Source organism: Pseudomonas sp. HUK17, from assembly GCF_001566765.1.
The window spans coordinates 215,287-239,904 of sequence record NZ_LSMW01000012.1 but is presented as its reverse complement, the minus strand read 5'-3'; the positions used below and the strand labels follow the sequence as shown (position 1 = coordinate 239,904).

Annotated in this window: 25 protein-coding genes; 9 read left to right on the top strand and 16 right to left on the bottom strand. The window is 69.5% G+C overall.

What is annotated here, in order from left to right:
* Positions 1–75 precede the first annotated feature (75 nt).
* On the top strand, positions 76–942 hold the full coding sequence (locus tag AX284_RS08080; protein ID WP_068384549.1) for a hypothetical protein: 867 nt from the start codon (positions 76–78) through the stop codon (positions 940–942).
* 175 nt (positions 943–1,117) lie between these two features.
* On the opposite strand, the gene AX284_RS08075 is transcribed toward AX284_RS08080, so the two are convergent.
* The 9 genes from AX284_RS08075 to arnB are packed head-to-tail and all read right to left on the bottom strand — an operon-like array spanning position 1,118 to position 11,591.
* Positions 1,118–2,800: a glycosyltransferase family 39 protein gene (locus tag AX284_RS08075; protein WP_068384547.1), complete on the bottom strand. Its 1,683-nt coding sequence runs from the start codon at positions 2,798–2,800 to the stop codon at positions 1,118–1,120.
* Positions 2,800–4,197, bottom strand: a complete 1,398-nt coding sequence (locus tag AX284_RS08070) for a UDP-glucose dehydrogenase family protein (RefSeq protein ID WP_068384545.1) — start codon at positions 4,195–4,197, stop codon at positions 2,800–2,802. The genes AX284_RS08075 and AX284_RS08070 overlap by 1 nt, the downstream gene beginning before the upstream one ends.
* Positions 4,194–4,595, bottom strand: coding sequence for a 4-amino-4-deoxy-L-arabinose-phosphoundecaprenol flippase subunit ArnF (gene arnF / locus AX284_RS08065; RefSeq protein ID WP_064307723.1), 402 nt, complete (start codon positions 4,593–4,595; stop codon positions 4,194–4,196). Before arnF ends, AX284_RS08070 begins: the two co-directional genes overlap by 4 nt.
* Entirely contained in the window at positions 4,592–4,933 is a 342-nt protein-coding gene (locus tag AX284_RS08060) for an EamA family transporter (protein WP_017639273.1), read from the bottom strand. The genes arnF and AX284_RS08060 overlap by 4 nt, the downstream gene beginning before the upstream one ends.
* Complete coding sequence (arnT, locus tag AX284_RS08055) at positions 4,930–6,573, bottom strand: lipid IV(A) 4-amino-4-deoxy-L-arabinosyltransferase (protein ID WP_026083642.1); 1,644 nt, start codon at positions 6,571–6,573, stop codon at positions 4,930–4,932. Before arnT ends, AX284_RS08060 begins: the two co-directional genes overlap by 4 nt.
* Complete coding sequence (arnD, locus tag AX284_RS08050; protein ID WP_064307823.1) at positions 6,570–7,451, bottom strand: 4-deoxy-4-formamido-L-arabinose-phosphoundecaprenol deformylase; 882 nt, start codon at positions 7,449–7,451, stop codon at positions 6,570–6,572. The genes arnT and arnD overlap by 4 nt, the downstream gene beginning before the upstream one ends.
* Before the next feature lie 11 nt (positions 7,452–7,462).
* Positions 7,463–9,442 (bottom strand): bifunctional UDP-4-amino-4-deoxy-L-arabinose formyltransferase/UDP-glucuronic acid oxidase ArnA, encoded by a 1,980-nt coding sequence (gene arnA / locus AX284_RS08045; RefSeq protein ID WP_068384542.1) that lies wholly within the window; start codon positions 9,440–9,442, stop codon positions 7,463–7,465.
* A gap of 14 nt (positions 9,443–9,456) precedes the next feature.
* The gene (arnC, locus tag AX284_RS08040; protein ID WP_068384540.1) at positions 9,457–10,446 is read right to left on the bottom strand and encodes an undecaprenyl-phosphate 4-deoxy-4-formamido-L-arabinose transferase; all 990 of its coding nucleotides are present in this window, start codon (positions 10,444–10,446) and stop codon (positions 9,457–9,459) included.
* Positions 10,443–11,591, bottom strand: coding sequence for a UDP-4-amino-4-deoxy-L-arabinose aminotransferase (gene arnB, locus AX284_RS08035; protein WP_153015334.1), 1,149 nt, complete (start codon positions 11,589–11,591; stop codon positions 10,443–10,445). Before arnB ends, arnC begins: the two co-directional genes overlap by 4 nt.
* A gap of 300 nt (positions 11,592–11,891) precedes the next feature.
* Here arnB and AX284_RS08030 point away from each other — a divergent pair, with 300 nt between their 5' ends.
* The 5 genes from AX284_RS08030 to AX284_RS08010 all read left to right on the top strand — a co-directional run bounded on the left by AX284_RS08030 (position 11,892) and on the right by AX284_RS08010 (position 15,543).
* Positions 11,892–12,167 (top strand): hypothetical protein, encoded by a 276-nt coding sequence (locus tag AX284_RS08030; protein WP_017639267.1) that lies wholly within the window; start codon positions 11,892–11,894, stop codon positions 12,165–12,167.
* Positions 12,164–12,454 (top strand): cell division protein ZapA, encoded by a 291-nt coding sequence (gene zapA / locus AX284_RS08025; protein WP_017639266.1) that lies wholly within the window; start codon positions 12,164–12,166, stop codon positions 12,452–12,454. The genes AX284_RS08030 and zapA overlap by 4 nt, the downstream gene beginning before the upstream one ends.
* A gap of 410 nt (positions 12,455–12,864) precedes the next feature.
* Complete coding sequence (locus AX284_RS08020) at positions 12,865–13,416, top strand: chorismate mutase (RefSeq protein WP_068384536.1); 552 nt, start codon at positions 12,865–12,867, stop codon at positions 13,414–13,416.
* Between the two features lie 58 nt (positions 13,417–13,474).
* Positions 13,475–14,152 carry a response regulator transcription factor gene (locus AX284_RS08015; protein ID WP_068384534.1) on the top strand — a complete coding sequence of 226 codons (678 nt, stop codon included), beginning with the start codon at positions 13,475–13,477 and terminating at the stop codon, positions 14,150–14,152.
* Positions 14,149–15,543: a sensor histidine kinase gene (locus AX284_RS08010; RefSeq protein WP_017639263.1), complete on the top strand. Its 1,395-nt coding sequence runs from the start codon at positions 14,149–14,151 to the stop codon at positions 15,541–15,543. The genes AX284_RS08015 and AX284_RS08010 overlap by 4 nt, the downstream gene beginning before the upstream one ends.
* A 188-nt stretch (positions 15,544–15,731) precedes the next feature.
* Here the strand turns inward: AX284_RS08010 and AX284_RS08005 are convergent, their stop codons facing one another.
* From AX284_RS08005 to AX284_RS07990, 4 genes are read right to left on the bottom strand one after another with little or no spacing between them, the layout of a single operon-like run.
* Positions 15,732–16,964, bottom strand: a complete 1,233-nt coding sequence (locus AX284_RS08005; RefSeq protein WP_017639262.1) for a thiolase family protein — start codon at positions 16,962–16,964, stop codon at positions 15,732–15,734.
* 23 nt (positions 16,965–16,987) lie between these two features.
* A complete protein-coding gene (locus tag AX284_RS08000; protein WP_017639261.1) occupies positions 16,988–17,539 on the bottom strand; it encodes a DUF3237 domain-containing protein in 552 nt (183 codons plus the stop codon).
* On the bottom strand, positions 17,532–18,764 hold the full coding sequence (gene mhpT, locus AX284_RS07995) for a 3-(3-hydroxy-phenyl)propionate transporter MhpT (protein ID WP_017639260.1): 1,233 nt from the start codon (positions 18,762–18,764) through the stop codon (positions 17,532–17,534). The genes AX284_RS08000 and mhpT overlap by 8 nt, the downstream gene beginning before the upstream one ends.
* Positions 18,765–18,774: 10 nt before the next feature.
* On the bottom strand, positions 18,775–20,238 hold the full coding sequence (locus tag AX284_RS07990) for an alginate export family protein (protein WP_017639259.1): 1,464 nt from the start codon (positions 20,236–20,238) through the stop codon (positions 18,775–18,777).
* A gap of 391 nt (positions 20,239–20,629) precedes the next feature.
* Here AX284_RS07990 and AX284_RS07985 point away from each other — a divergent pair, with 391 nt between their 5' ends.
* Positions 20,630–20,962, top strand: a complete 333-nt coding sequence (locus tag AX284_RS07985) for an I78 family peptidase inhibitor (RefSeq protein ID WP_017639258.1) — start codon at positions 20,630–20,632, stop codon at positions 20,960–20,962.
* Positions 20,963–21,014: 52 nt separating this feature from the next.
* Here the strand turns inward: AX284_RS07985 and AX284_RS07980 are convergent, their stop codons facing one another.
* Entirely contained in the window at positions 21,015–21,662 is a 648-nt protein-coding gene (locus AX284_RS07980; RefSeq protein ID WP_064307710.1) for an HAD hydrolase-like protein, read from the bottom strand.
* 97 nt (positions 21,663–21,759) lie between these two features.
* Between AX284_RS07980 and AX284_RS07975 the strand changes: the two genes are divergently transcribed.
* Complete coding sequence (locus AX284_RS07975; RefSeq protein ID WP_068384532.1) at positions 21,760–22,656, top strand: alpha/beta hydrolase; 897 nt, start codon at positions 21,760–21,762, stop codon at positions 22,654–22,656.
* Here AX284_RS07975 and AX284_RS07970 read toward each other — a convergent pair.
* Together AX284_RS07970 and AX284_RS07965 are read right to left on the bottom strand one after the other, a co-directional pair.
* Positions 22,653–23,141, bottom strand: a complete 489-nt coding sequence (locus AX284_RS07970) for a GNAT family N-acetyltransferase (protein WP_068384530.1) — start codon at positions 23,139–23,141, stop codon at positions 22,653–22,655. The genes AX284_RS07975 and AX284_RS07970 overlap by 4 nt on opposite strands.
* A gap of 37 nt (positions 23,142–23,178) precedes the next feature.
* Positions 23,179–23,769, bottom strand: coding sequence for a TetR/AcrR family transcriptional regulator (locus AX284_RS07965; protein ID WP_068384528.1), 591 nt, complete (start codon positions 23,767–23,769; stop codon positions 23,179–23,181).
* 76 nt (positions 23,770–23,845) lie between these two features.
* Here AX284_RS07965 and AX284_RS07960 point away from each other — a divergent pair, with 76 nt between their 5' ends.
* Complete coding sequence (locus AX284_RS07960; RefSeq protein ID WP_068384526.1) at positions 23,846–24,475, top strand: glutathione S-transferase family protein; 630 nt, start codon at positions 23,846–23,848, stop codon at positions 24,473–24,475.
* Positions 24,476–24,618: the final 143 nt, after the last annotated feature.

The window sequence follows — 24,618 nt, the reverse complement described above, 5'->3', positions numbered from 1 at the left end:
CGGGGCGCCGGCGACGGAATCTTCACGCACGGGCCGCTAGACTGCAGGGTCATTTCCCAACCTCGAGAGGTCGCCATGCGACGTGTTCCGCGCCTGGGCTGGCGCCAGGGTCTGGCGCTGGGCGTTGCCGTGCTGGCCGCAGGCTTCGCCTATCCGGCCTGGCGGCATTTCCATCCGGTCAGTGCGGCCGAGGGCTGGCGCTATCGGGAATTCGCCGTCGACATCCCCATGGTCAGCGCCCTGGCCCTGGATGCCGATGGCAGCCTGTTCGTGACCCAGGAATTTTCCAGTCGCCGCGGCAGTCTGCTGCGGCTGCTGCCCACGGGCGAGCGCCAGCCGGTGCTGGGCGAGCTGTCCAAGCCCGATGGTCTGGTCATGTTCCAGGGCGGTCTGGTGGTCAGCCAGGAAGGCGGGCCGCTGCCGGTGTTTCTCCTGCGCGACGGGCACCGCGACGCCCTGTTCGACGGTAACGATGTCGAGGGCATCGCCACCGATGGCCGGACCCTCTATGCCATCGAGGACCTGCCGCGCGGTCGCCTGCTCAGCTACGACCCGCTGCAACGCCGCCTGGCGGTGCTGCGCGAGGGCCTGGAAGAAGGCGAAGGGGTGGCGCGCTGCCCGGATGGCCGGCTGTTCTATACCGAAAAGGCCAAGGGGTGGGTCAAGCAGTGGCAACCCGGGGGTGCAGACACCCTGGTCGCCACGGGCCTCGACGCCCCCGGTTTCGTGCAGTGCTCGGCCGACGGCCTGTGGATCACCGAAGACGCCACCCACGGCGCCCGGGTGCTGCTGGTGCAGCCCGACGGCCGACTGGTCACGGTGCTCTCGCACCTACGCTCGGCGCAGACCCTGATCCCTCGCGGCGACGGCCATTATCTGGTCGCCGAGCAGGGGCGCAACCGCATCCTGGAATTGTCGCGAGAAGCCGGAGCCGCTCGCTAAGAGTCTGCTCATAATCTGCTGCGCGTCGGCCAAACTACGTTGAAAAGGCTCTGGGTCGCCAGCCCGGTCGGAATGCTCATTTACGATCTGTAAACTCCGCTTCCTCAAGCCTTTTCGCCTTGTTTGGCTCTAGCTCGCGAGATTATGAACAGGCTCTAAGTCGGCTCCGGGGGCCTCAGGGCAGGCGATACACCAGGCAGGGATTGCCGTTGAGCCGGCGCCCCAGCACCGGGGTCAGGTCGGCAAGCGGGGTACCCGCCAGCAGTTCACGGTCGTCGCGGGCGAGGATGATCCAGGCACCGGACGGCAGGTGCGCCAGGTCCGCGACCTGGGGTCGGGCGATGAAGATCGGCTGCTCGTCGTGGTCCAGGTTCATCATGTAGCGGATCGCCCAACTGTCCTGGCCGAGACCAAAGAACACCAGCGGACCCGGCTGCTGCTGACGCAGACCCTCCACCTGCTGGACGAAACCGCGGGTGTCGTACTGCAGGTCCTGGGCTGGCTCCACCACCGTGACCAGCATCAGCCACTGGGCGGCCAGCGCCAGGGCGCTCAGGGCAAGCAGCCGGCGACTGCCGGTCAGGCGCCGCCAGCCGACCAGGGCGGCGATCTGCAGCAGGACGAAGGCCGGCACCAGCAGCGCCAGGGAGACGTCCGGCCAGTAGCCGTGGCGCTGCCAGAGGTGACGGCAGACCAGCATGGCGATCAGGGCGAGCCCCGGCAGGGCTAGTACCAGCGCCGTGTAGAGCAGCGCGACCCGGCGGAACCAGCTCTCCGCACGCAGCAGGCCATGGGCGGCGATGGCGGCCAGGAAAGGCACCATGGGCACCACATAGTAGGCGCGCTTGAAGTGCGGGATGGACAGTCCGACCAGGATCAGCAGACCGCTCCCGGCGAGGCCCAGCAGCAGGCGGCGCTGGGCGGTGTGCGGCCAGGTCAGCAGACGACGGCGCTCGGCCAGCAGCACCAGCAGCGCCAGGGGCAGCACCGGCAGATAGCGATACAGCCCCAGCTGCAGATAGAACCAGAACGGCTTGCCGCTCTCGTCCAGCCGGCCGGTGACCTGCATGTGCCAGACCTCGGCGGCGAAAGCCGCCCCGCCCTCGTGATGGGCCAGCTGGATCAGCGTCCACCAGCCCAGGGCGAGCAAGGCGAGACCGGCCAGGCCATAGCCAAAGAGGCGCTGCAGGGCGAAGGTGCGGCGCGCCGGCTCGCCCCAGGCGACCACCAGCCAGTAGAGGCAGACCACGCCACAGGGCTCGATCAGCCCCAACGGGCCGCGGATGGCGAAGCCCAGGGCGAACAGCGGCAACACCAGCAGGCGGCGCAGCGGGCGGCCGTCGCGGTCGGCGCTATGGAGCAGGTAGAAGCAGAGCAGCACCACCAGGGCGACCAGCTGGTCCAGGCAGACCGCGCGGGCCTTTTCCAGCCATTGCGGGGTCAGGGCCACCAGCAGCACCGTGAGCAGTGCCCAGGCACGGCGGGTGTCGGCCAGCAGGCGATAGGTCAGCGCCAGCACCGCGGCCGAGGCCAGGGCGGTGGGCAGCACGTTGGCCAGGTGATTGGGCGCGCCGATCACCCGCGCGGCCAGCCAGCTCAGCCAGGTGGCGGTGCCGGGATAGTCCGGATAGGGCTGGCCGTAGGTGGTGGCGAAAAAGGATGGGCCATGGCGAAACATCTCGCCGAGGAAGACCGCCCAGCGACCGTCGAAGCCCTGGGGCGCCTGGTTCCAGATGCCGAGGGTGAACATCAGGGTGGCGACCACCCCGAGCAGCAGGCTTTCACGGCGCAGGCGACTGGCCGCCGGCAGCGCGTAGAGGGGCGCGCTGCGTGGGGTCAGGGGCATGGGCGAGACCATCAGGCGGCATCCACGCGGCGGGTGACCTGAGGACCGCCCAGGGCGGCGCCACGCCCGATGGCGAAGTATTCGATGCCGCGGCGCTCCATGCGCTCGGGATCGAACAGGTTGCGCCCGTCGAAGATCAGCGGCTGGTTGAGCTGGCGGGCGATGAGGTCGAAGTCCGGCGCCTTGAACTGTTGCCACTCGGTGCAGATGACCAGGGCATCGGCCCCGGCCAGGGCCGCCTCGGGGGTACCCATCAGCGCCAGGCGTTCGTCATGGCCATAGAGGCGCTGGGCCTCGGCCATGGCCACCGGATCGAAGGCGCGCACCTTGGCGCCGGCCGCCCAGAGGGCTTCCATCAGTACCCGGCTGGGCGCATCGCGCATGTCGTCGGTGTTGGGCTTGAAGGCCAGCCCCCAGAGGGCGAAGGTACGGCCGCGCAGGTCACCGTCGAAGTAGGTATTGATGCGCTCGAACAGCTTGGTCTTCTGGCGCACGTTGATGGCTTCCACGGCGCGCAGCAGATCCAGCTCCACGGCGTTTTCCTCGCCGGTGCGGATCAGCGCCTGCAGGTCCTTGGGGAAGCAGGAGCCGCCGTAGCCGCAGCCCGGGTAGATGAAGTGGTGGCCGATGCGCGGATCGGCGCCGATGGCCTGGCGTACCGCCTCGATGTCGGCGCCGACGTGCTCGGCGAGTTCGGCGATCTGGTTGATGAAGCTGATCTTGACCGCCAGCAGGCTGTTGGCGGCGTACTTGGCCAGCTCGGCGCTGCGCAGGTCCATGCACTGGATGCGGTCATGGTTGCGGTTGAAGGGCGCATAGAGTTCGCGCATCAGGTCGCGGGCCACCGGCGAATCGGTGCCCACCACGATGCGATCGGGCTTCTTGCAGTCGGCGATGGCGGCGCCTTCCTTGAGGAATTCCGGGTTGGAGACCACCTCCACGTGCAGGGTGCGGCCCTCTTCGGCGAGCACCTCGTGGATCAGCGCGCGGACGCGGTCGCCGGTGCCCACCGGCACGGTGGACTTGTTCACCACCAAGAGCGGATCGCGGGAGACCGGCTGGCCGATCAGCGGCTCGCGGCGCAGGCGGGCGATGGTCTCGGCCACGGCGAAGACGGCGGACAGATCGGCCGAGCCATCGGCGGCCGGCGGGGTGCCCACGGCGATGAACTGCACGGCGCCATGGGCCACGGCCTCGGCGGCCTCGTGGGTGAACACCAGGCGACCGGCGGCCAGGTTGCTGCGCACCAGCTCTTCCAGCCCCGGTTCATAGAGGGTCACCTCGCCACGCTTGAGCTTGTCGATCTTGGCGCGGTCGATGTCCATGCACACCACCTGGTGGCCGACTTCCGCCAGCACGGCGGCCTGCACCAGACCCACGTAGCCGATGCCGAAAACGCTGATGTTCATAGGGTATTCCTCAAGGTGGGAGTGGCGCTGGCGCGGGGCCCGCCGACAAGGGCGACGCCGGCCACGACCAGCGCGACGCCCAGGGTTTTCCAGGGGGTGAAGGATTCGGCGGCGCCTGGCAGCCAGGCCGCGCCGAGGTGGACGAACACATAGGAGAGGCCGAGCGCCGCATAGGCGCGACCCAGCGGCAGGCGCGCCAGGGCGGCCAGCCAGGCCAGCAGCGACAGGCCATAGCAGAGGATGCCCAGGGCCAGCAGCAGACCGGCCGCGCCGAACAGCGCCGACGGCGTGCTCAGCCACGTGGCCATCGCCGGCAGCCGCACCAGGGCGGCGCGCAGCGAGAGTTGCGCGAGGGTGGTGAGCAGGATGCTCAGGCCGAGCGGCAACAGGCCGTTCATAGCTGGCCCCCCAGCAGGGCGGCACCGGCGACGATGCACAGGCAGCCGCACCAGGCGCGGGCGTCCACCCGCTCGCCGAACACCAGCCGGGCCAGCAGGGTCACCGCCAGGGTGTTGAGCGAGAGCAAGGGATAGGCGACGCCCACCGGCACCCGCTGCAGCACCGCGCACCAGACCAGCAGGGCCAGGCCCAGGCAGACCAGGGCGCCCCACAGCCAGGGCGAGCGCAGTCGTGCGGCCAGGGCATTGCCGGCAGTCACCGCGCGCTTCTGGCCCAGTTGGCCGGCGCAGGTGAGGCCGATCACCACGGCGATCAGCAGGCCGTCGAGGGCGGTCACGGTGTCGGCCTCGGATAGACCAGCAGCACCAGGCGCTCGCTGGCGATGCTCTCGCCGGGCTCGGGCAGGCTGTCGAGCAGCTGGCGGTCACTGGGGCCGTCGACCCGCAGCAGGATGGCCACCGGACTCTGGTCGCGATGGGCGGCGAGCCAGGCGGCCAGGTCGCGCTCTTCGATCAGGCGGCCGCTGGCCGGTTCGCGGGCGAAGCCGTACTTGAGCTCGCCCGGACCGCCCACCAGCACCACGTCGTCGCGGTGGCTGGCCCAGGCCAGGCTGGCGGCCACGCCGAGGTCGTTGCTGACCAGCAGGCCGGCATTCTTGAAGTGGCCGAGCTGGGCCTGGATGAAGCTGCTCGGCAGCTTGTTGTCGACCAGGCTGTTGGGCAGGGCGATGGACAGCAGCGGCAGCAGCACCCAGAGCGCCAGGGCCGGCGCCAGCAGGGTGCGCCGCGGCCAGACCAGGGCGGCCAGACCGGCCAGCAGTAGCGCCAGGGGCGCCAGCAGGGCCAGGGCACGGGTCAGGCCTTCGCCGCTTTCATAGAGGCGACCGCCATAGATCAGCAGGGCGGCAACGCCGGCCAGGCCCAGCAACAGATTGCACAGGCCGTTCAGGCGCAGGGCGCCGGTGGCGCCGCGGCGGCCCGCCTCCAGCAGGGTGCGCGCCAGCAGCGGCACCAAGGCGGCCAGGGTCGGCAGCAGGTAGGTGGGCAGCTTGCCGCGGCTGAAGCTGAAGAACAGCAGCTGGCCGACCACGGCAATGCCGAGGAAGGCGGTACCGGCATGGCGGCGCTCCTGCCAGGTCCGGCCCAGGGTACGCGGTAGCAGGCCGGCCCAGGGCAGGATGGCCAGTAGCAGCACCGGGCCATAGAACCAGAACGGGCGCTCGTGCTGGGCATCCTGGCCGGCGAAACGCTGGATGTGCTCGTGCCAGAAGAAGAAATTCCAGAAATCCGCATCGCGCTGGGCCACCAGCAGCGCCCAGGGGGCGACCACCAGGATCGCCACCAGCACCGCCAGCGGACCGCGGCAGAGCAACTCGCCCAGGCGCCGCTGCAGGAGGAAGAAGGGCACGGCCACCAGCACCGGCAGCACCAGGGCGAGAAAGCCCTTGGTCAGCAGGCCGCAGCCACAGGCCAGGCCCAGCAGCGCCCACTGGGCCAGGGCCGCGCCGCGGGTCGCGGCGGCCTGGGCCTGCCAGAGGGCGAGCAGCGCCAGCGCCATCCAGAAGGCGAACTGGGCGTCGAGGGTGACGTAGGTGGCCAGACCCGCCACGGCCACGCAGGAGAGATAGACCACCCCGGCAAGCAGCGCCAGCGGGCGGTCCTGCCAGATCAGCCGGGTCAGGCGCGCCACCAGGGCGGCGGTGGCGAGACTGGCCAGCAGCGGCACCAGGCGTACGCTGAACAGCGAATCACCGAGCCAGGCCTGGGCGATGGCCTGGGTCCAGTAGCCGCCGATGGGTTTCTCGAAATAGGGCAAGCCGAGGAAGTGCGGCACCACCCAGTCGCCACGCCGCCAGAGTTCCTGGGCGATCTGCGCATAGCGCGACTCGTCCGGGATCCACAGGCCACGCCAGGCCAGCGGCAAGGCATAGGCCAGCAGTGCCAGCGGCAGCAGCATCCACAGGCGTCGCCGACTCATGCCTGCACGCCCAGCCAGCCCTGGCGTCCGGCCAGGCTGCCCCGCACCAGATTGCCCGCGGGCAACTGGCGCGGATCGGCTGGCAGACGGTCGCCCAGGGTCAGGAACAGGACACCCTCTTCCCGCGCCGCCTTGAGCAGGGCGCGAAAGTCCTCGGCGAAGGCGATGCCTTCCACCTCGGCGTGCAGGGTGTAGACGTTGAGCGCACCCGGACGGAAGCGCTTGAGCAGATAGTCGTTCCAGTCACCGGCGGCCAGCTCCGGGCCAACCACCTCGTCGAAGGTCGGCATGTCCACCGGCACCTGAGGGGTGCCGTGGCTGCCGTTGCCCAGCCGCGGGCGGAACAGCGCACTGCCGCGGCAATCGCTGTTGTACCTGAGGCCGAAGGCTTCCTTGGCCAGCACCACCCGCGGATCGGCGCGCCAGCCGGCGGCGGCGGAGCAGTCGACCCGGGCGCCGAGGATGTCTTCCAGGGCCTGCAGGCCACGGCCGAATTCCGCGCCCAGGCGCTCCAGGCTCCAGCTGCCGGTGTGGGCCTGCCAGGCATGGTGATCCCAGGCGTGCAGCCCGACCTCGTGGCCACGGGCGCGGGTCTCGCGCATCAGGTGACCGAGGTCGCGGCCGATGGGCCGGCCCGGCCAGGCGGTGCCGGCCAAGAGGATGTCCCAGCCATAGAGGCTGGCGGCCTTGGATCTGAGCATCTTCCACAGGAAGGTGGGCTTCACCAGGCGCCAGAGGTGGCGCCCCATGTTGTCCGGACCGACGCTGAAGAAGAAGCTGGCCTTGACCCCGGCCTCGTCCAGCAGGTCGAGCAGCCGCGGTACCCCTTCGCGGGTGCCGCGATAGGTGTCCACGTCGATGCGCAGGCTGGCCGGGATCAGGGCTTTCATCAGGCCTCCCGCTGCGCCATGGCTTCGCGCAGGAAGAAGTCCAGCGTCTTGCCGACGGTGGCGGCCATGGCGGTGCTCGGCTGCCAGTCGATCAGGCGGCGGGCGTTCTCCACGCTGGGCTTGCGGTGGGCCACGTCCTGGTAACCGTCGCCGTAGAAGCTCTTGCTCTCCACCTCGCGGAAGCCGGCGAAGGGCGGGAATTCGTGGCGCAGCGGATGGGCCTCGAACTGGGCCAGCAGCTCTTCGGCCAGCTCGCGAATGCTCGCTTCGTTGTCCGGATTGCCGATGTTGATGATCTGGCCGTCGCAGCGACCGCCCTGGTTCTCGATGATACGGAACAGCGCCTCGATGCCATCGTCGACGTCGGTGAAGCAGCGCTTCTGGGCGCCGCCGTCGACCAGCTTGATCGGAGTGCCTTCCACCAGGTTGAGGATCAGCTGGGTGATGGCGCGGGAGCTGCCGATGCGCGCCGAGTCCAGGCGATCCAGGCGCGGGCCCATCCAGTTGAACGGACGGAACAGGGTGAATTTCAGGCCCTTGGCGCCATAGGCCCAGATGACCCGGTCGAGCAGCTGCTTGGAGACCGAGTAGATCCAGCGCTGCTTTTTGATCGGGCCGACCACCAGGTTGGAACGGTCTTCGTCGAAACGCTCGTCCTGGCACATGCCGTACACCTCGGAGGTGGACGGGAAGATCACGCGCTTTCCGTACTTCACGCAGTGGCGAACGATCTTGAGGTTTTCCTCGAAGTCCAGTTCGAACACGCGCAGCGGATTGCGGGTGTATTCGATGGGGGTGGCGATGGCCACCAGCGGCAGGACCACGTCGCACTTCTTGATGTGGTATTCCAGCCACTCGGTGTGGATGGAGATATCGCCTTCCACATAGTGGAAATTCGGATCGGCCTTGAGCCGCTCGATGGCATCGGAGCCGATGTCCAGGCCATAGACCTCGTACTCGCCGTCTGCCAGCAGGCGCTCGGAGAGGTGGTTGCCGATGAAACCGTTGACGCCGAGGATCAGCACCCGGGTACGGCGCTTGGCGCGGCGATCCTGGCGGTGCAGGCGGGCACCGGCCACCAGGCCGGCTTCGCGGGCCAGTTGCGGACCGGACAGATAGAGGCCGTTGTCGCCCAGCTGGCCGGCCTGGATTTCCAGGACGCCCTCGCCACAGGCGATGCGCAGGGGTTCCAGGCTCAGCACGCTGCCGGGGGCCTGGCCATGGCTTTCCTGACGCGCCTGAGCGCTCCAAACGATCAGCTTGCGATCACCGATCCAGCCAAAGGCGCCCGGATAGGGTTGGGTCACGGCGCGCACCAGGTTGTTCAGCTCCACGGCCGGACGACTCCACTCCAGCTCGCCATCGGCGGCGCTGCGGCGGCCAAAGGTGGTGGCCTGGCTCTCGTCCTGCTCGCGCTCGGTCAGGCGGCCTTCGGCCAAGGCCGGCAGGCTGTCGCGCAGGAGCGTCTGGCTGGCTTCGCGCAGCTTGGCGTGCAGGGTCAGAGCGGTGTCGTCGGCGGCGATGGCGACGCGTTGCTGGGCGACGATGGCGCCGGCGTCGGCGCGCTGAACCATGCGGTGCAGGGTCACGCCGGTCTCGGTCTCGCCGTTGACCAGCACCCAGTTAGCCGGGGCGCGACCGCGATAGCGCGGCAGCAGCGACCCGTGCAGGTTGTAGGCGCCGCGCTTGGCGCAGGCCAGGACGTCGTTGGACAGCAGGTTGCGGTAATAGAAGGAGAAGATGAAATCCGGCTCCAGGGCGCGGATGCGCTCGACCCAGATCGGGTGGTTGACGTCTTCCGGGGCGTGCACCGGGATGCCGTGGCGGGCGCAGAGCTGGGCCACCGAACCGAAGAAGCGGTTCTCGCTCGGGTCATCCGGGTGGGTGAAGACGGCGGCGATGGGATAGCCGGCCTGGATCAGCGCGGCGAGGCCGGCGCAGCCGATGTCGTGGTAGGCGAAGACGATGGCGGTTTTCATCAGGGGCTTTCCTGTTACTGGACCTGGCGCAGCGGCGCCGGCGAAGGAGAAAGGGTGGCGGCGCGGATCACTTGTTCCACGTGGAACCGGGGCCGGGCACGGACGTCGTGGTACACCCGGCCGAGGTACTCGCCGAGCAGACCGAGGCCGACGAACTGGGCGCCGGTAAAGATGAACAGCACGGCGAACAGCGAGAACACGCCATCGGCCGCCCACTCGGCGCCGTGGGTGACGCGCAGCACCAGCAGCAGTGCGGCGAAGAGGAAACCGAAGATGGCCAGGCCACCGCCGAACAGGCTGAGCATGCGCAGCGGGGTGGTGGTCATGCAGGTCAGCAGGTCGAACATCAGGTTGATCAGCTTGAGGAAGCCGTACTTGGAATCCCCGTGTTCGCGCTCGGCGTGGGCCACCTCGATCTCGGTGGTGTGGCGGGCGAAGCTGTTGGCCAGGATCGGGATGAAGGTGCTGCGCTCGTGGCAGGCCAGCATCGACTGCACCACCTGGCGGCGATAGGCGCGCAGCATGCAGCCGTAGTCGCGCATGGCGACGCCGGTGGAACGCTGCACGGCGCGATTGATCAGCCGCGACGGCAGGGTGCGCAGGTAGGAATCCTGGCGCTGCTGGCGCACGGTGCCGACCACGTCGTAGCCCTGGGCGGCGGTGTGCACCAGGCGCGGGATCTCTTCCGGCGGATTCTGCAGATCGGCGTCCAGGGTGATGATCAGATCGCCCCGGGCCTGCTCGAAGCCGGCGAGGATCGCCGAGTGCTGGCCGTAGTTGCGATTGAGCAGCACCGCCACGACGGGACTGTCCGGCTCGCTGGCGGCCTGCTGCAGCAGTTCGGCGCTGCGGTCGCGGCTGCCGTCGTCGACCAGGATGATCTCCACCTGGCAATCCAGCAGGCGGCAGGCGGCGCGGGTGCGGCGCAAGAGTTCCGGCAGGCTGGCTTCTTCGTTGTAGACGGGGATCACCACGGATACCCGGTCGATGGCATAGGGCTTCATGCGCCTTTCTCCAGCAGGTCTTCGATGGCGCCGACCACGCGGTCGACGTCGGCGAGGGTCATGTCGGGAAACAGCGGGATGGAGCACAGCCGGGCCGAATTCCATTCGCTGTTGGGCAGCGCCAGCTCCGGCCGGCGCTCGCGGTACCAGGGGTGCAGGTGGGTGGCGGTGAAATGGATGCCGGTGCCGATGCCGCGCGCCTTGAGGCCGGCCATGAAGGCTTCGCGCTCCATCCCGCAACGCTCGGGGCAGATGCGCAGGATGTAGAGGTGCCAGGCGTGGGTCTGGGCGTAGTCGGGCAGCGCCAGGGGCGCGACCGGCAGCTGGGCCAGGCGCTGGGTGTAGGCCTGGGCCAGCAGCCGGCGGCGGCTGTTGATGTCGCCCAGGCGATCCAGCTGCACCAGGGCCAGGGCGGCGTGGATGTCCGAGAGGTTGTACTTGAAGCCGGGTTCCTGCACCTGGGCCTGGGGCTTGCGGCCCAGGGTCTGGCGGTCGAAGGCATCCACCGCCAGGCCGTGGAATTTCAGCCGGCGCACCCGTTCGGCCAGGGTGGCGTCGTCGGTCACCAGCATGCCGCCTTCGGCGCAGGTCAGATTCTTGATGGCGTGAAAGCTGAAGATGGCGGTGCCGCGCTGGCCGATGGGCTCGCCTTGGTAGCGAGTGCCGGCGGCGTGGGCGGCGTCTTCGATCAGCGCCACGCCATGCTCGCGAGCCAGGGCGCGCAGCGGGGTCAGGTCGCAGCTGGCACCGGCGTAGTGCACCGGCACGATGGCCTTGGTGCGCGGGGTGATGGCGGCGGCCACCTGCTCGGCGGAGACCATCAGGGTGTCGCGGTCGACGTCGACGAACACCGGGGTGGCGCCGATCAGGGTGATCATGTTGGCGGATGAGACCCAGGTCAGCGAGGGGGTGATCACCTCGTCACCGGGACCGATGTCCAGCGCCAGCAGGGTCACGTGCATGGCGGCGGTGGCCGAGCACAGGGCCACGGCGTGGGCGGCGCCCACCGAATCGGCGAAGCGCTCTTCCAGCAGGTTGGCCTGGGGCCCGGTGGTGATCCAGCCCGAGGTCAGCACCTGGCTCACCGCGGCCACTTCCTCGGCGCCGATGCTGGGCCGGGAGAACGGCAGGAAAGGCTCGTCCAGCTGACGCGGGGCGGTGCTCTGGGACAGATCGGTCATGGCGGCTCATCCGAAGCGAGGGGCGCCGGGACAGGACAGCCGACGCGATGAGCCCAGGCTAAGGCGTCTTGCCTTACGGCCCCCTTAGCGCAACCTGACAACTGCCTGACAGCCGGTCAGCTCACTGACCGCCCCCGTGAACCTCTTGGCAAAACAAGGGCTTAGCCCACGACGAATGGGGTGCCGGTGGTCGGTGAGAGGCCTAGAATGCTGACCCCTGCCTCCCTGGCAGTCCCGAACCTGACACGAGAGACGACCGCGCCCATGCTGGACAACACCCTGAGCGAACTGGAAACCGCCATCCGCGACCTGCTGCAGCGCAACCAGCGCCTGACCGCCCGCACCCAGGAACTGGAGCAGGCCCTGCTGGCCGCGCGCGAGGAAAACGACACCCTGCAACTGAGTCTGCTGGAGCAGGAAGAACACGGCGCCAGCACCCGCCAGCGCGTGGAAGGCCTGCTGGCCCTGCTCTCCGCGCAGTCGGTGGAGCAGACCGTAGCCGCCGACGCCGAGCAGCGCCACGCGGCCAGCGTCGAGTGAAGACCGCTAACGCGGGCGCCGACGACGAGGTGGAGGTGCTCGGTCGCCGCTACCGCTTCAAGGTGGCCGAAGGCGACCGCGCCGCCCTGCAACAGGCCGCCGCCCGCCTGCGCGACGAACTGGTCGCCATCCAGGGCGATCGCCGCCGCGGTGATGCCATCGAGCTGCTGGTGCTGGCCGCCCTGCGCCTGAGCCTGGACACCGCCGCCGACGCCGGCGCCCTGAGCGCCCTCGACGCCCGCCTCCAGGCCCTGACCGCCGAGGTACGGGCGACGCAGGAGGCCTAGCCTCATCCACAGAGGCACGGCACCCGCGCCGCTCTACCCCCTCTCCCCCTGGGAGAGGGTTGGGGTGAGGGCGCCGCTCCGGCATACGCTCGACGCCGCCGTGTTGGGCTTCGACGATGGAGCCGTCGCAACCCAACCTACCAAAGCCACAGGCTCCGCCTGCGGTCGATCCCGTAGCGTGGATGACGGCGCAGCCTCATCCACGGAGACACGGCACCCGCGTGGAAAACGCTCCGCGGTCTTCCATCCTACGCCAGACGCCCGCTTCGCCCCCTCTCCCCCTGGGAGAGGGCTGGGGTGAGGGCCGCCCCACTCCCTCATTCCCTTGCAACCGCCCTGCCCCGGCCAGCTTGACCACTCCGCGACCCCGTGCGAGCTTCGGTGCCCTTCCCCTGCCCTGGAGGTCCGTCATGTCGGGTATTCGCTGGCTCGCCTTGCCGTTGTTGAGTCTCGCCCTCGGCGCCCAGGCCGCGCCGGCACCGCTGCCGGCCCTGCTGGACGCCATGGCCCAGCGCCTGACGCTGGCCGATCAGGTGGCCCGCAGCAAGCACGACAGCGGCAAGCCGGTGCTGGACGAAGTCCGCGAACGCCAGGTGCTGCAGGACGTCGCCCAGGCCGCGCCCGCCGCCAGCGTCTCCCCGGCCACCGCCCAGACCTTTTTCGCCGCCCAGATGGAAGCCAACAAGCTGGTGCAATACGGCCTGCTGCAGGCATGGCGGCGCAACGAACAGCCGCTGCCCGCCAGCACGACGGACCTCACGGCACTCAGGACCCAGCTGAACGAGCTCCAGGCCAGGCTGCTCGGCGGTCTCGCCGCCACCGGCGAATTGCGCGCCGCCGCGGACTGCCCGGCGCAGCTGGATCGCGCCCTCGCCGCCCATCTCGCCGCCGCGCGCCCCGATGATCTCCACCGCCTGGCCCTGGTGCGAGCGCTAGGCGATTTCTGCACCCTGCCGCGCTGAGAGCCTGTGCATAATCGGCGGCACGGCGACCGAACCGCGTTGAATCCAAGGACCCTACATGCACATCCTGCTCGTCGAAGATGACGCCACCCTGGCCGACGGTATCCGCCGCGTCCTGGAAGGCCATGGCATGCAGGTCGACCTCCTGCGCACCGGCGCCGAGGCCGACGCCTGGCTGCGCACCACCCGCTTCGCCGTGGTGGTGCTGGACATCGGCCTGCCCGGTGGCCTGGACGGCTTCGAGGTGGTCCGCCGTCTGCGCCAGCGTGGCAGCGATCAGCCGGTGCTGCTGCTCACCGCCCGCGACGCCATCGACGACCGGGTACATGGCTTCGAGGTGGGCGCCGACGACTACCTGGTCAAGCCCTTCGCCGTGCCCGAGCTGGTGGCGCGGATCAAGGCGCTGGTCCGTCGCGCCGGTGGCCAGAACAGCGCCGACCTCACCCTTGGCGTCTTGCGCCTGGACACCGCCGCCCACCAGGCGCGCCTTGGCGACACCTCACTGGATCTCTCGGCCCGCGAGTGGGCGGTGCTCGAACACCTGCTGCGCCAGGCCGGCAAGGTGGTCTCCAAGCAGCAGATCATCGACGCCCTGGCCCCCTGGGGCAGCGAGGACCTGACCCACAACGCCGTGGAGGTCTATGTCTCGCGGCTACGGCTGAAACTGGCCGACTCCGGGGTCGGCATCCGTACCGTGCGCGGCTTCGGCTATCGCCTGGAAGAAGCCGCGCCATGACCGCCACCGCGCCCAGCCTGCGCCGGCGGCTGCTCAAGTGGCTGGTGCTGCCGGTGCTCCTGGTAAACCTCGCCGGCGCGGTGGTCAGCTATCAGTTCGCCCGCAAACCGGCGTTCAGCGCCCTGGACGGCGATCTCACCGATGCGGTGATCCTGCTGCTCGAACAACTGGAGGTGGATGGCAACGGCCGCCTGTGGCTACCGACGGAAGCCGACTACCTGCTGCGCCATAACAGTCATGACCACGTCTGGCTGGCGGTCCGCACCCTCGATGGCCAGCTGCTGTTCGGCGATGAGGCCATGCCCGTCCAGGAGATCACCGACGAGATGCGCGACGGCCATACCACCGCCCTGCGCACCCGCATCAACGACCGCTCGGTGTTCATGGTCGGCCGCCTCGGCGCGGTAGCCGGGCAACCGGTGGTGGCCAGCGTGGCCCAGACCCTGAGTCGCCACACCGCCGCCCTGCAGCGCATGGTGCTGACCCTGGTGGCGGTGCAGATCCTGGTCGCCCTGCTGATCGCCGCCCAGTTGCTCTGGGCGGTGCGCCGGGGCCTCAAGCCCCTGGAACGGCTGGAGCGCCAGCTCGACAGCCGCCACTACGATGACCTGGCGCCACTGCGCGAAGAGGGTGCGCCTCGCGAACTGGGCACCTTCGTCACCGCGCTCAACGGCCTGCTGCTGCGCATCCGCGAGGGCGCACGCAACCAGCGCGCCTTTCTCGATGACATGGCGCACCAGTTGCGCACCCCGCTGGCCGGCATCAGCACCCTGACCCAGTGGCTGCGCCAGCGCCATGCCGGGGATGCTGAAAGCGCCGCGGCCCTGGCGCAACTCCAGGCCGCCACCGAGCGCATGACCCGCCAGACCAACCAGTTGCTGACCCTGGCCCGCGCCGCCACCGCACGCCTGGAAAGTCCGCCACGCGAACCCCTGCGGCTGGACGAGCTGATCGGCGCAGCCATGCCCAGCCAGCTGTCCCAGGCCGATGGCCACGGCATCGACCTGGGCTACGAACTGGAGCCGCAGACCGTGCAGGGCAACGCCTTTCAGCTGCGCGACCTGCTCGACAACCTGGTCGACAACGCCCTCAGATACACCCCGCGCGGCGGCCAGGTCACGGTGCGGCTGCGTGGCCAGGCCGGAGCGACGGTACTGGAGGTGGAAGACGACGGCCCGGGCATTCCCGAGGCGGAGCGCGAACGCATCTTCGAGCGCTTCTATCGCCTCGACAGCGGCATCCACGGCACCGGTCTGGGGCTGGCCATCGTCCGCGACATCGCCACCGCCCACGACGCCGGCATCGAACTGGCCACCGCAGCAGGCGGCCAGGGCCTGCGGGTGGCCATCCATTTCCCGCCGCTCGTCGTGCCGCAGGCGGAGGCCTCGTAGGTCGGAGCAGGGGCTGCCCTCACCCCAACCCTCTCCCCAGGGAGAGGGGGCGATCCGGCGTGCCCCACACCCTCGTAGGTTGGGCTGAGCACAGCGAAGCCCAACACACCAGAGCCGATCCCCTCACCCCAACCCTCTCCCCCAGAGAGCGGGGGTGATCCGGCGCGCCCTGGCCAACCCCCTACGCCTTAGCACCCTCGCCACCCCGGATTCTCCAGCAACACCGCCATCCCCTGCCCGCCACCAATGCACACCGCCGCCACGCCATACCTGAGCCCCTCGGCGCGCAACTGACGCGCCAGGGTGATGGCCAGGCGCAGCCCGGTGGCGGCCAGCGGATGACCCAGGGCGATGGCGCCGCCGTGCACATTGAGGCGCGCCGGATCCAGCTCCAGGGCCTGCTGCACCGCCAGCAGCTGGGCGCCCTGGGCTTCGTTGATCTCCAGGCGGTCGATGGCGTCCAGGGTCAGGCCGGCGCGGTCGAGCAGGCCCTGGATGGCCGGCACCGGCCCGCTACCCATGAGGTCCGGCGGCACGCCTACCACGCAACTGCCGCGCACCCAGGCCAGTGCCCGTGCCGACGCGGCGGTCGCGCCCCGCGCCAGCAGCACGGCGGCGGCGCCATCGGCCACCGCGCAGCTGTTGCCGGCGGTCTGGACGCCGCCCGGATGTACCGGCGTCAGCCGCGCCAGGGCCTCCGGCGACGTCTCGCGCGGATGGCTGTCATGCTCGACCACCGCGCAGCCCCGCGACAGGCGCAACTCCCGCGGCGCCAGGCCTTCGGCCTCGAAATGGGCCGCCGCCACCGGCACGATCTCTTCCGTGAACCAGCCCTGGCGCTGGGCCGCCAGGGCGCGCTCGAAACTGCGCAGCGCCCAGGCATCCACAGCCTCGCGGGCGATGCCGTGGCGCTGCGCCAGGCGCTCGGCGGTGGCGATCATGTCCAGCCCGGCCGCCGGGTCCTTGAGCGCCTCCCAGAGAAAGTCGTGGAATTCCACCGGCGCGCCGAGGCGAAAGCCGCTGCGGTGGGTGTAGGCGGCGATGGGATTGCGGGTCATGGACTCGGCCGCCACGCACAGCACCCGGCTGGCCTGGCCGCTCTGCAACTGATCGCCTGCCTGGCGCAGCAGCTCCAGGCCGGTGCCGCAGACCCGTTGCACCTGCAGCGCCGGCACCGCCTCGGACACCCCGGCATAGAGGCCGATATGGCGTGGCAGCAGATAGGCATCGAAGCTGGCCTGGGCCACCGAGCCGGCCAGCACGGAATCCACCGCCCCGGCGGCGTGGCCGCGCGCCAGCAGCCCCCGGGCCACGGCGATACCCAGGTCGGTGGGTGATACCTGCCCCAGAGCGCCATTCAGATCGGTCCAGGGCGTGCGCACGCCATCCAGCAGCAGGACATCGTCGTAGAGCGCACTCATTCCGCTAGCCATCGGGTACTCCTCTATTGCAGCAGATAGGCGTCGTAGACCACCGCCTTGCCCAGGCGCATGGCACTGCCCACGCCAATGGCGCGGTTGAGCCAGGCATAGGCCGGGGCGGCGGTCTCGAAGGTCAGGGTGACGCGAAAGAAATAGCGCCGTGGGTCCACCGGCTTGCCGGCGGCCAGCTCGCGCATCACCTCCGGCGGGCCGTAGCGATAGCCCTTGGTCTGCAGATAGATCAGGGCGCCATCGTCGGTCTGCAGCAGATAGCGGGTGTCGATGATGGCCAGGCCATCGGCGGTCACCACCTGCCAGTCGGCGCCGTTGTCGAGGATCCGTCCGTGCAGGCGTTGGCCATCGAAGCGACCGCCGGTGATGGGGATGATGCGCCGCTTGCCCAGGTCGCTGGTCTGGCCCAGCTCCCACACCGGGGCGTCGAGGGCTACCTCGAAACGCGCCAGGGGTTCGAGCTGCAATGGTGGTGGCGTGGCGGTGGCCGGATCGCCGTCCGCCGTGGCCGCGCGGGCCAGGCCGGTCAGCATCAGCAACGTGACCAGCAGCAGGCTACGCATGACGGGGAGCCTCCACGCGGGCGGTGGCCGCGGGTGCCGCCGTCCGCCGTTGCAGCAGGGCCAGCACCGCGCCCGCCGCCACCACTACCGCCGGGGTGGTGGCCACCACCAGGGTCGCCGCACCCCCGCCCACGGCCAGCACCTGGCCGGCCAGCAAGGGGCCGGCCATGGCGCCCAGGCGCCCCACCGCCACCGCCGCACCGGTCCCGGTGGCCCGTACCGCCGCCGGATAGAGCTGCGGCGCCAGGGCATAGAGCACCAGCTGGCCGCCGACCACGAACAGCCCGGCGGCGAAACCGGCCAGGGCCACCAGCGGATAGGCCTTGGCCAGACCCAGCCCGGCCAGACCCAGCAGGATGCCCAGGTAGATGGCCAGCACCGTCAGCCGTGGCCGCCAGCGATCCATGAGCAGGCCGAACAGCACCGAGCCGATGCCGCCGCCCAGGTTGAAGAGGATCTGCACCCCCACCGCCTGGCCGCGGCTGAAGCCCTGGCCCACCAGCAGCGAGGGCAGCCAGTTGAGCAGCATGTACATCACCGTGAGGGTGAAGAAGTAGCCCAGCCACAGCAGCAGGGTGGTCGACAGCGGGATGGCGCCCAGCCAGGCCCCGCGCGGCCCGCTTGCCTGAGGCCCACCGCGCGTGCGCAGAAAGCCGGCAGTCTCCGCCAGGTAGCGTCCGAGCAGCGGCGCCACCAGCAGCGGCGCCAGGCCGCCGACATAGAACACCGTCTGCCAGCGGCCGACGTCCAGCAACCCCACCACCGCCGCCAGGGCGCCACCCAGGGGTACGCCGCAGTACATCAGGCTGACCGCCGTGGCGCGGGCGCGCTCGTCCACCGACTCGGCGGACAAGGCGATCAGATTGGGCAGGGCGCCGCCCAGGCCGATGCCGGTGAGCAGCCGCGCCAGCAGCAGGCTCTCCAGACTCCAGACATGGGCGGTGGCCACCGAGAAGACCCCGAAGATCAGCACGCAGGCGATCAGCACCTTCTTGCGGCCGATGCGATCGGCGCACCAGCCGCCGATGAAGGCGCCGGGCAGCAGGCCGAGGATGCTGGCGCTGAACACCAGGCCCATCTGCCCCGGCTGGAAGCCGAAGGCCTTGGCCATGGCCGGGGCGGCGATGCCCATGGCCTGGAGGTCCATGCCCTCCAGCAGGGCGACGATGAAGCACAGCAGCAGGGTCAGGCGGGCCCCGGGCGGAACGGTCGAGAGCAGGCGCATGGTGGACTCCTCAGAAGCGGAAGGTGGTGGCGGCCATCAGGAAGCTGGTGTCGTCGCCATCGGCCTGGCGCACGGCGGCGCCGGCCTGGAAGTAGCTGTACTCCAGGTCCAGGGTCAGGTTGGCGGTGGGCATCCAGCGCAGGTTGTTGCGCCAGAGGGTGCCGGCCTTGCGCGCCGAGCTGGCCGCGGTGCCCGGCACCGTGGTCATGCCCGGCAGGTAGACGCCGTCTTCGGTGCTCTGCCGCCAGACGCCGAACAGCCCGCTTTCCAGCTGCAGGGTCGGTCGCGGCGCCAGGGTCAGCAGCGGGCCGACCAGATAGAGGTTGGCCAGGGTGGTGAGACCGGAGTCGCCATAGAAGCCATTCTTCGGATAGAGCGGATCGAAGGTGCCGACGCGGTCGTCGCCCAGCGCGTGATCGCCGCTGGCGGCGTCCACCCGCAGGGCCAGCCGCGGCTTCCAGGCGCCGCCCAGGCGATAGCCGGTTTCGCTGCTCAGGCCCCAGGCGCGGATCTGGGCGCCGGCCAGATGCCCGCCCTGCCCGGCCAGGTCCCAGCTCCAGTCCCAGGGACCGGCGTTGCCGAACAGGCGGATGCCGGCGGTGTAGCGCTTTTCCGCACCGGTCAGACCGTCCAGGGTGCGCTGATCGGTCTCCAGACCGAAGCCGTAGACATCCAGCCTGAGCGGTCCGGCCAGCGGCAGGGTGCCGTAGAGGCCATAGAACTTGACCGCGTTGTTGGAGCCGTCGTCGAAGCTGTCCTCGCCGGTCACCACGGGCCTCAGGCCGAAGGCGTCCAGCCGGTAGCCGTCCGGGCGACTCCAGGCCAGGCGCAGACCGTCGAAGTTGAGGCGGATGTTGCGGGCGTCGCGGTAGGTGACGAAGGCCTGGTTGCCGTAGCCCAGCTCCTGGCGGCCGATGCGGGTCATCAGCTTGCCGCCGGCCAGCGGCGTGTTGAGGTCGATGAACGCCTGGTGCAGTTCGGTGCGGCTCTGGTCGTAGGGACCGTAGAGCGCCTTGTTCCAGGCGCGGGTGTTTTCCAGCTGGACGAAGCCGCGCACGGCGTCGTCGAACAGGTGCAGGTCGGCGTGCAGCTGCAGGCGCTGCTGAATGTAGTGATCGGTATCCACCCCACGCCGGCCAAAGACCGGATTGCGGATGCTGTCGAAGCGATAGCGCGCCTCGCCGCCGGTCTGCAGCCAGGCCGAATCGCCGAGGCGCTGGTAACGCAGACCGTCGAAGGGATCGGTGCGCTTGGCCGGATCGTCGAGGAAGCGATAGTCCTCGGCCCAGCGCGGCGGCCCGGGCGGCAGGGGACGCGCCGTCTCCAGGCTGTTGAGGGGCTTGGGGCGGGCACTTTCCAGGGTGGTGGAAGGCGCGGCGAAGGCGCCCTGGCTGGCCAGCAGGGAGGCGAGAGAGGCAAAGGCGAGGCACGAGCGGGCCCGTGCGCAGGCCTGGGGCGAGCGCGATGTCGACATGGTGTGAGTCCTGACGAAGGAAGCGGAAGCGCCTTGGGGCGCGAGGATCAGGGCCTAGCGGGCGCGGATCGGCTGATCGTCAGGAGGGAAAGCGGCGGGATAGCGAGCTGACATGGCGGGTGTTCCTTTCTTGTTGTTGTCATCACCGTAAGAGGCCGTATGGCCCTGGTTCGATGATGGTCGATGCCAAAAATGGATCAAGCCGTGCCACCCGAATTTGGCCGATTACCGAACGTTATATTTGTTAACTTTATCCCTGGGAGATGACTGGTCACCTGTGGCTATCAACGTCGCCTGACTCGCGATTTGTAACAATGCCCACTCCAGAGGGGTCCATGCAGAGGCCCGTACGGGTTAAGGTTCCTTCCCCCACGATCGAAAAGGCGAACTCATGAGCTCCAAGTCCCCTCTCCTGCTGGCCAGTGCCGCCCTCTTCACCCTGCTGGCCGGTTGCAGCTCGCATGAAACCCAGGACAGCCCGGCGGCCTCCTCGACCACGAGCGGCGCCGTCAGCAGCAGTGGCCGGTGCAACTCTGATGCGGTCCAGGATCTGGTTGGCAAGGCCCTCTCCCCGGCCCTGGCCGAGGAAGGCCGTCAGCGCGCCGGTGCCCAGGTCGTCCGCGTGGTCCGTCCGCAGGACCCCATGACCATGGACTTCAATTCCCAGCGCCTGACCATCACCACCAGCGCCAGTCTGGTAGTGCAAACCGCCACCTGCGGCTGATCCGCGCGCCCCTCGACCTGCCGGCCCAGGCCGCGCAGGTCGGTACGCTCCACTAGAGGCCGAAGCCCTGGCGCAGGGCCGCCACGCTGTGGAAGTGGAAGGCCGGGCGGTGGCGCTCCAGCTCTTCCCGACTGCCGAAGCCATAGCCCAGGGCCACCGCCGCCACACCGTTGGCCTGGGCGGCGATCAGGTCGTGCTCGCGGTCACCCAGCATCAGGCAGGTCTCCGGCGCCAGGCCTTCGGTTTCCAGCACGAAACGCAGCAGCTCGGCCTTGTCGGTGCGGGTGCCATCCAGCTCGCTGCCATGCAGGGCGGTGAAGAACTCCGTCAGGGCGAAATGTCTGAGGATCTCCACGGCGAACACCCGCGGCTTGGCCGTCACCAGATAGAGCCGCCGCCCGGCCGCCTGCAGCTCGGCCAGCAACTCGCGGATGCCCGCATAGACCTCGTTCTCATAGAGACCGGTGGCGCGGAAATACCCCCGATAGGCCTCCACCGCGCGCCAGGCCCGCGCCTCGTCGAAGCCGTAGTGGGTCATGAAACTCTGCAGCAGCGGCGGGCCGATGAAGACCTCCAGCTTGTGCAGATCGGGCTCCTCGATGCCCTCGGCGCGCAGCGCCACCTGGATCGCCCGGGTGATGCCCAGGCGCGAATCGGTGAGGGTGCCATCGAGATCGAACAGCAGATGGGGGTGATGCATGGGGTGTCCTGGGCGGCGGGGATACTGGCCAGTATGGCGACCGGGGGCAGAGATCGGTAGGCTCGACTGCTCCACTGGAAATGAGTCTTGTTCGCTGATGCCGCTTTCGTCCCGTTTCGCCCGTCAGAGCGCCTGGCTGGCCCTGCCGCTGCTGCTCGCCCTCGCCGCTCCCGGCCAGGCCCGTCCCATCGATCAGCCCATGGATGCCCAGGTGCTCCAGCAGCCAGGCCACGGCTATGCCTTCAGCGAACTCCAGCTGGATTCCGTCGACGGCGCCCGCCACTACCAGGTATGGATCGCCCGACCCGCCACCCCGGCACCAGCCGCTGGCTATCCGGTGCTCTATCTGCTCGACGGCAACGCCGCCCTGGGCGGGCTGAACGCCGAGTTGCTCGACACCCTGGTCAAACGGCCCCATCCGCCCGTGCTGGTCGCGGTGGGCTATGTGGGCGGCAAGCGCATCGACGGCCCCGGACGGGCCTACGATTACACGCCGTCGGCGCCTACCAGCGAACGTTTTCGCGAGATGGCCACCGGTGGCGCCGACGTCTTTCTCGCCTGGCTGCTGGACCGCCTGGAACCGGCAGTTGGCCGTCAGGTGCCGCTGGATCATGGCCAGCGCGCGCTCTGGGGTCACTCCCTGGGCGGGCTGTTCGTCCTCCACGCCCTGCTCACCCGCCCCGACGCCTTCGCCCAGGGCTACGCCGTGAGCCCCTCGCTGTGGTGGAGCCCTACCGTGCTGCCGCAAGACGACGAGCAATTGAAGGAGCGTTTCAAGGCGCACCCGGCCCGCCTGGTGCTGCTGCAGGGCGGCGCCGAACGCGAGCTGCCCGCGCACTTCCAGAGCGAGGTCCCTGCCGATGCCACCCGGCGCCTGGCCGACCGCCTCAGGCAGATACCCGGCATCCAGGTGCGCTACGAGGTGCTCGCAGGCCTGGGCCACGGCCCCATGCTGCCGGCCTCGCTGAAAGCCGTGTTGAGCGAGTGGCGCTAGTCCGCTAGCCAGCGATACATCACATAGCAATCCACCAGCCCCAGGCTGGCATGGCGATAGGCCCTGGGTAGGGTACCGACGATCTCGAAGCCGTGTTTCTGCCAGAGCCGCACCGCCACCTGGTTACTGGCCACCACCGAGTTGAATTGCATGGCCTGGAAGCCCAGTTCGCGAGCCACCTGCACGGAGTGCTCGCAGAGAGCACCGGCCACGCCCTGGCCACGGGCGGCGGGAGCGACCATGTAGCCGCAATTGCAGACGTGATCGCCCGGGCCCATGGCATTGGCCTTGAGGTAGTAGCTGCCGAGAATCTGGCCATCGCGTTCAACGACGAAGGTTGTCCTGGGCAATTCCACCCATAGTCGCCAGGCGTCGTCGCGGCTCATGTCCGGGTCGTAGGCGTAGGTCTCCCGGGCCTGGGCGACCTGCTGGATCAGCGGCCAGACCTGATCGAAATCGGCGGCTACGAAGGGGCGAATCTGCATGGGTGACTCCGGTGGACGAAAGAGTCGCCAGTGTCGCCTAGCCGGCTGCCGCTGCCAAATCATCGCCCTCTTCCAGCAGTCCCTGACCGCCCTGGCGACAGGCCGCCAGCAACTCCTCGGCCAGGCCCTCGTCGTCCAGCGCCCGCGCCAGCGCCACGCCACCGATCAGGGTGGTGGCCAGCTGCAGCGCCCGGGCGCGCCGCTGCGCCGGCGGCCCCGACAGATCCCGTTCCAGCCGGCTGACGAAGCGCGCGAAGAAGCGCGTATAGCTGCCACGGATGGCGGCCTCCCGATGGGTGACATCGGCCGCCAGAAAGGCCAGCGGACAGCGCAGCGAATCGCCCTCGGCATGCTCGCGACTCAGGTAATGGTGGACCAGCTGGCCGAGGCCTGAGCCGCCGAGACTGTCGAGCCGGGCGCTGCCGACCTGGGCGGCATGGGCGATGGCCTGGTCATAGACCTCGGTCTTGGTGCGGAAGTGGTGATAGAAAGCGCCGCGGGTGAGACCGGCATCGGCCATCAGGTCATCGAGTCCGACCGCATCGAAGCCCCGGAGGGCGAACAGGCGGGCGGCGCTGTCGAGGATGCGCTGGCGGGTCTGCGCGCGCTGATCAAGGGGCCAAGCCATGGTTGCTCCAGATTATGTTCTTGAACATAAGGTCTCCTTTGCCAGCATGCAGCCTTCTTTGCAAGGAGCCTGCAGCATGACGCCCTATCTCTTCGGCCCCGCCTTCAGCACCCTGGTGCGCAGCGTGCGCCTCCATGCTCTGGAGCGCGGCCTGGACTTGCCCTGTGGCCTCGCCCCGGGTGGCCAGGCCATCGCCTGGCGCAGCGAGGCCCACCTGGCGCTACATCCCTTCGGCCAAGTGCCGGTGCTGCTCGATGGCGAGCAACGGATCTTCGAGACCCTCGCCATCTGCCGCCATCTTGATCGTCAACTCGCGCCGGAGCGCGGCGGCAATCCGGAGCAGGACGCCTGGAGCAGTGCCCTGCTGACCACAGTGGATACCCATCTGGTCCGCCGCTATCTGCTGCGGATCGCCGGGCCACGACCCGAGCCCTTCCGCACGCCGGAAGAGCAGCAGCGCGCCCTGGCCGCCGTCGACGCGACCCTGGGCGTGCTCGATCGCCAGTTGGGCGACCAGCGCTTTCTCTGCGGCGCCGAGTTCAGCCTGCCCGACGCCCTGCTGGCGCCCATGCTGGACTACCTGGAGCCCCTGCCGGAACTCCGCTGGCAGGCGAGCTGGCCTCGCCTCGCCGCCTATCTCGACCGCCTGCGCGCGCGACCCTCCGGCCAGGCGATCCTGGTGGCGACCGACTTCAAGCTGCGGTGAGCCCATAGGAGCCACTGGAGCTACCGGTGACCTCTTACCCCCCAACACACCGCAACGATCCCCTCTCCCCCGGGAGAGGGCTAGGGTGAGGGCGAGGTTCACCCACCCTCCCTCCTCACCTGCTAGCCTTGGCAGCTCCCCTC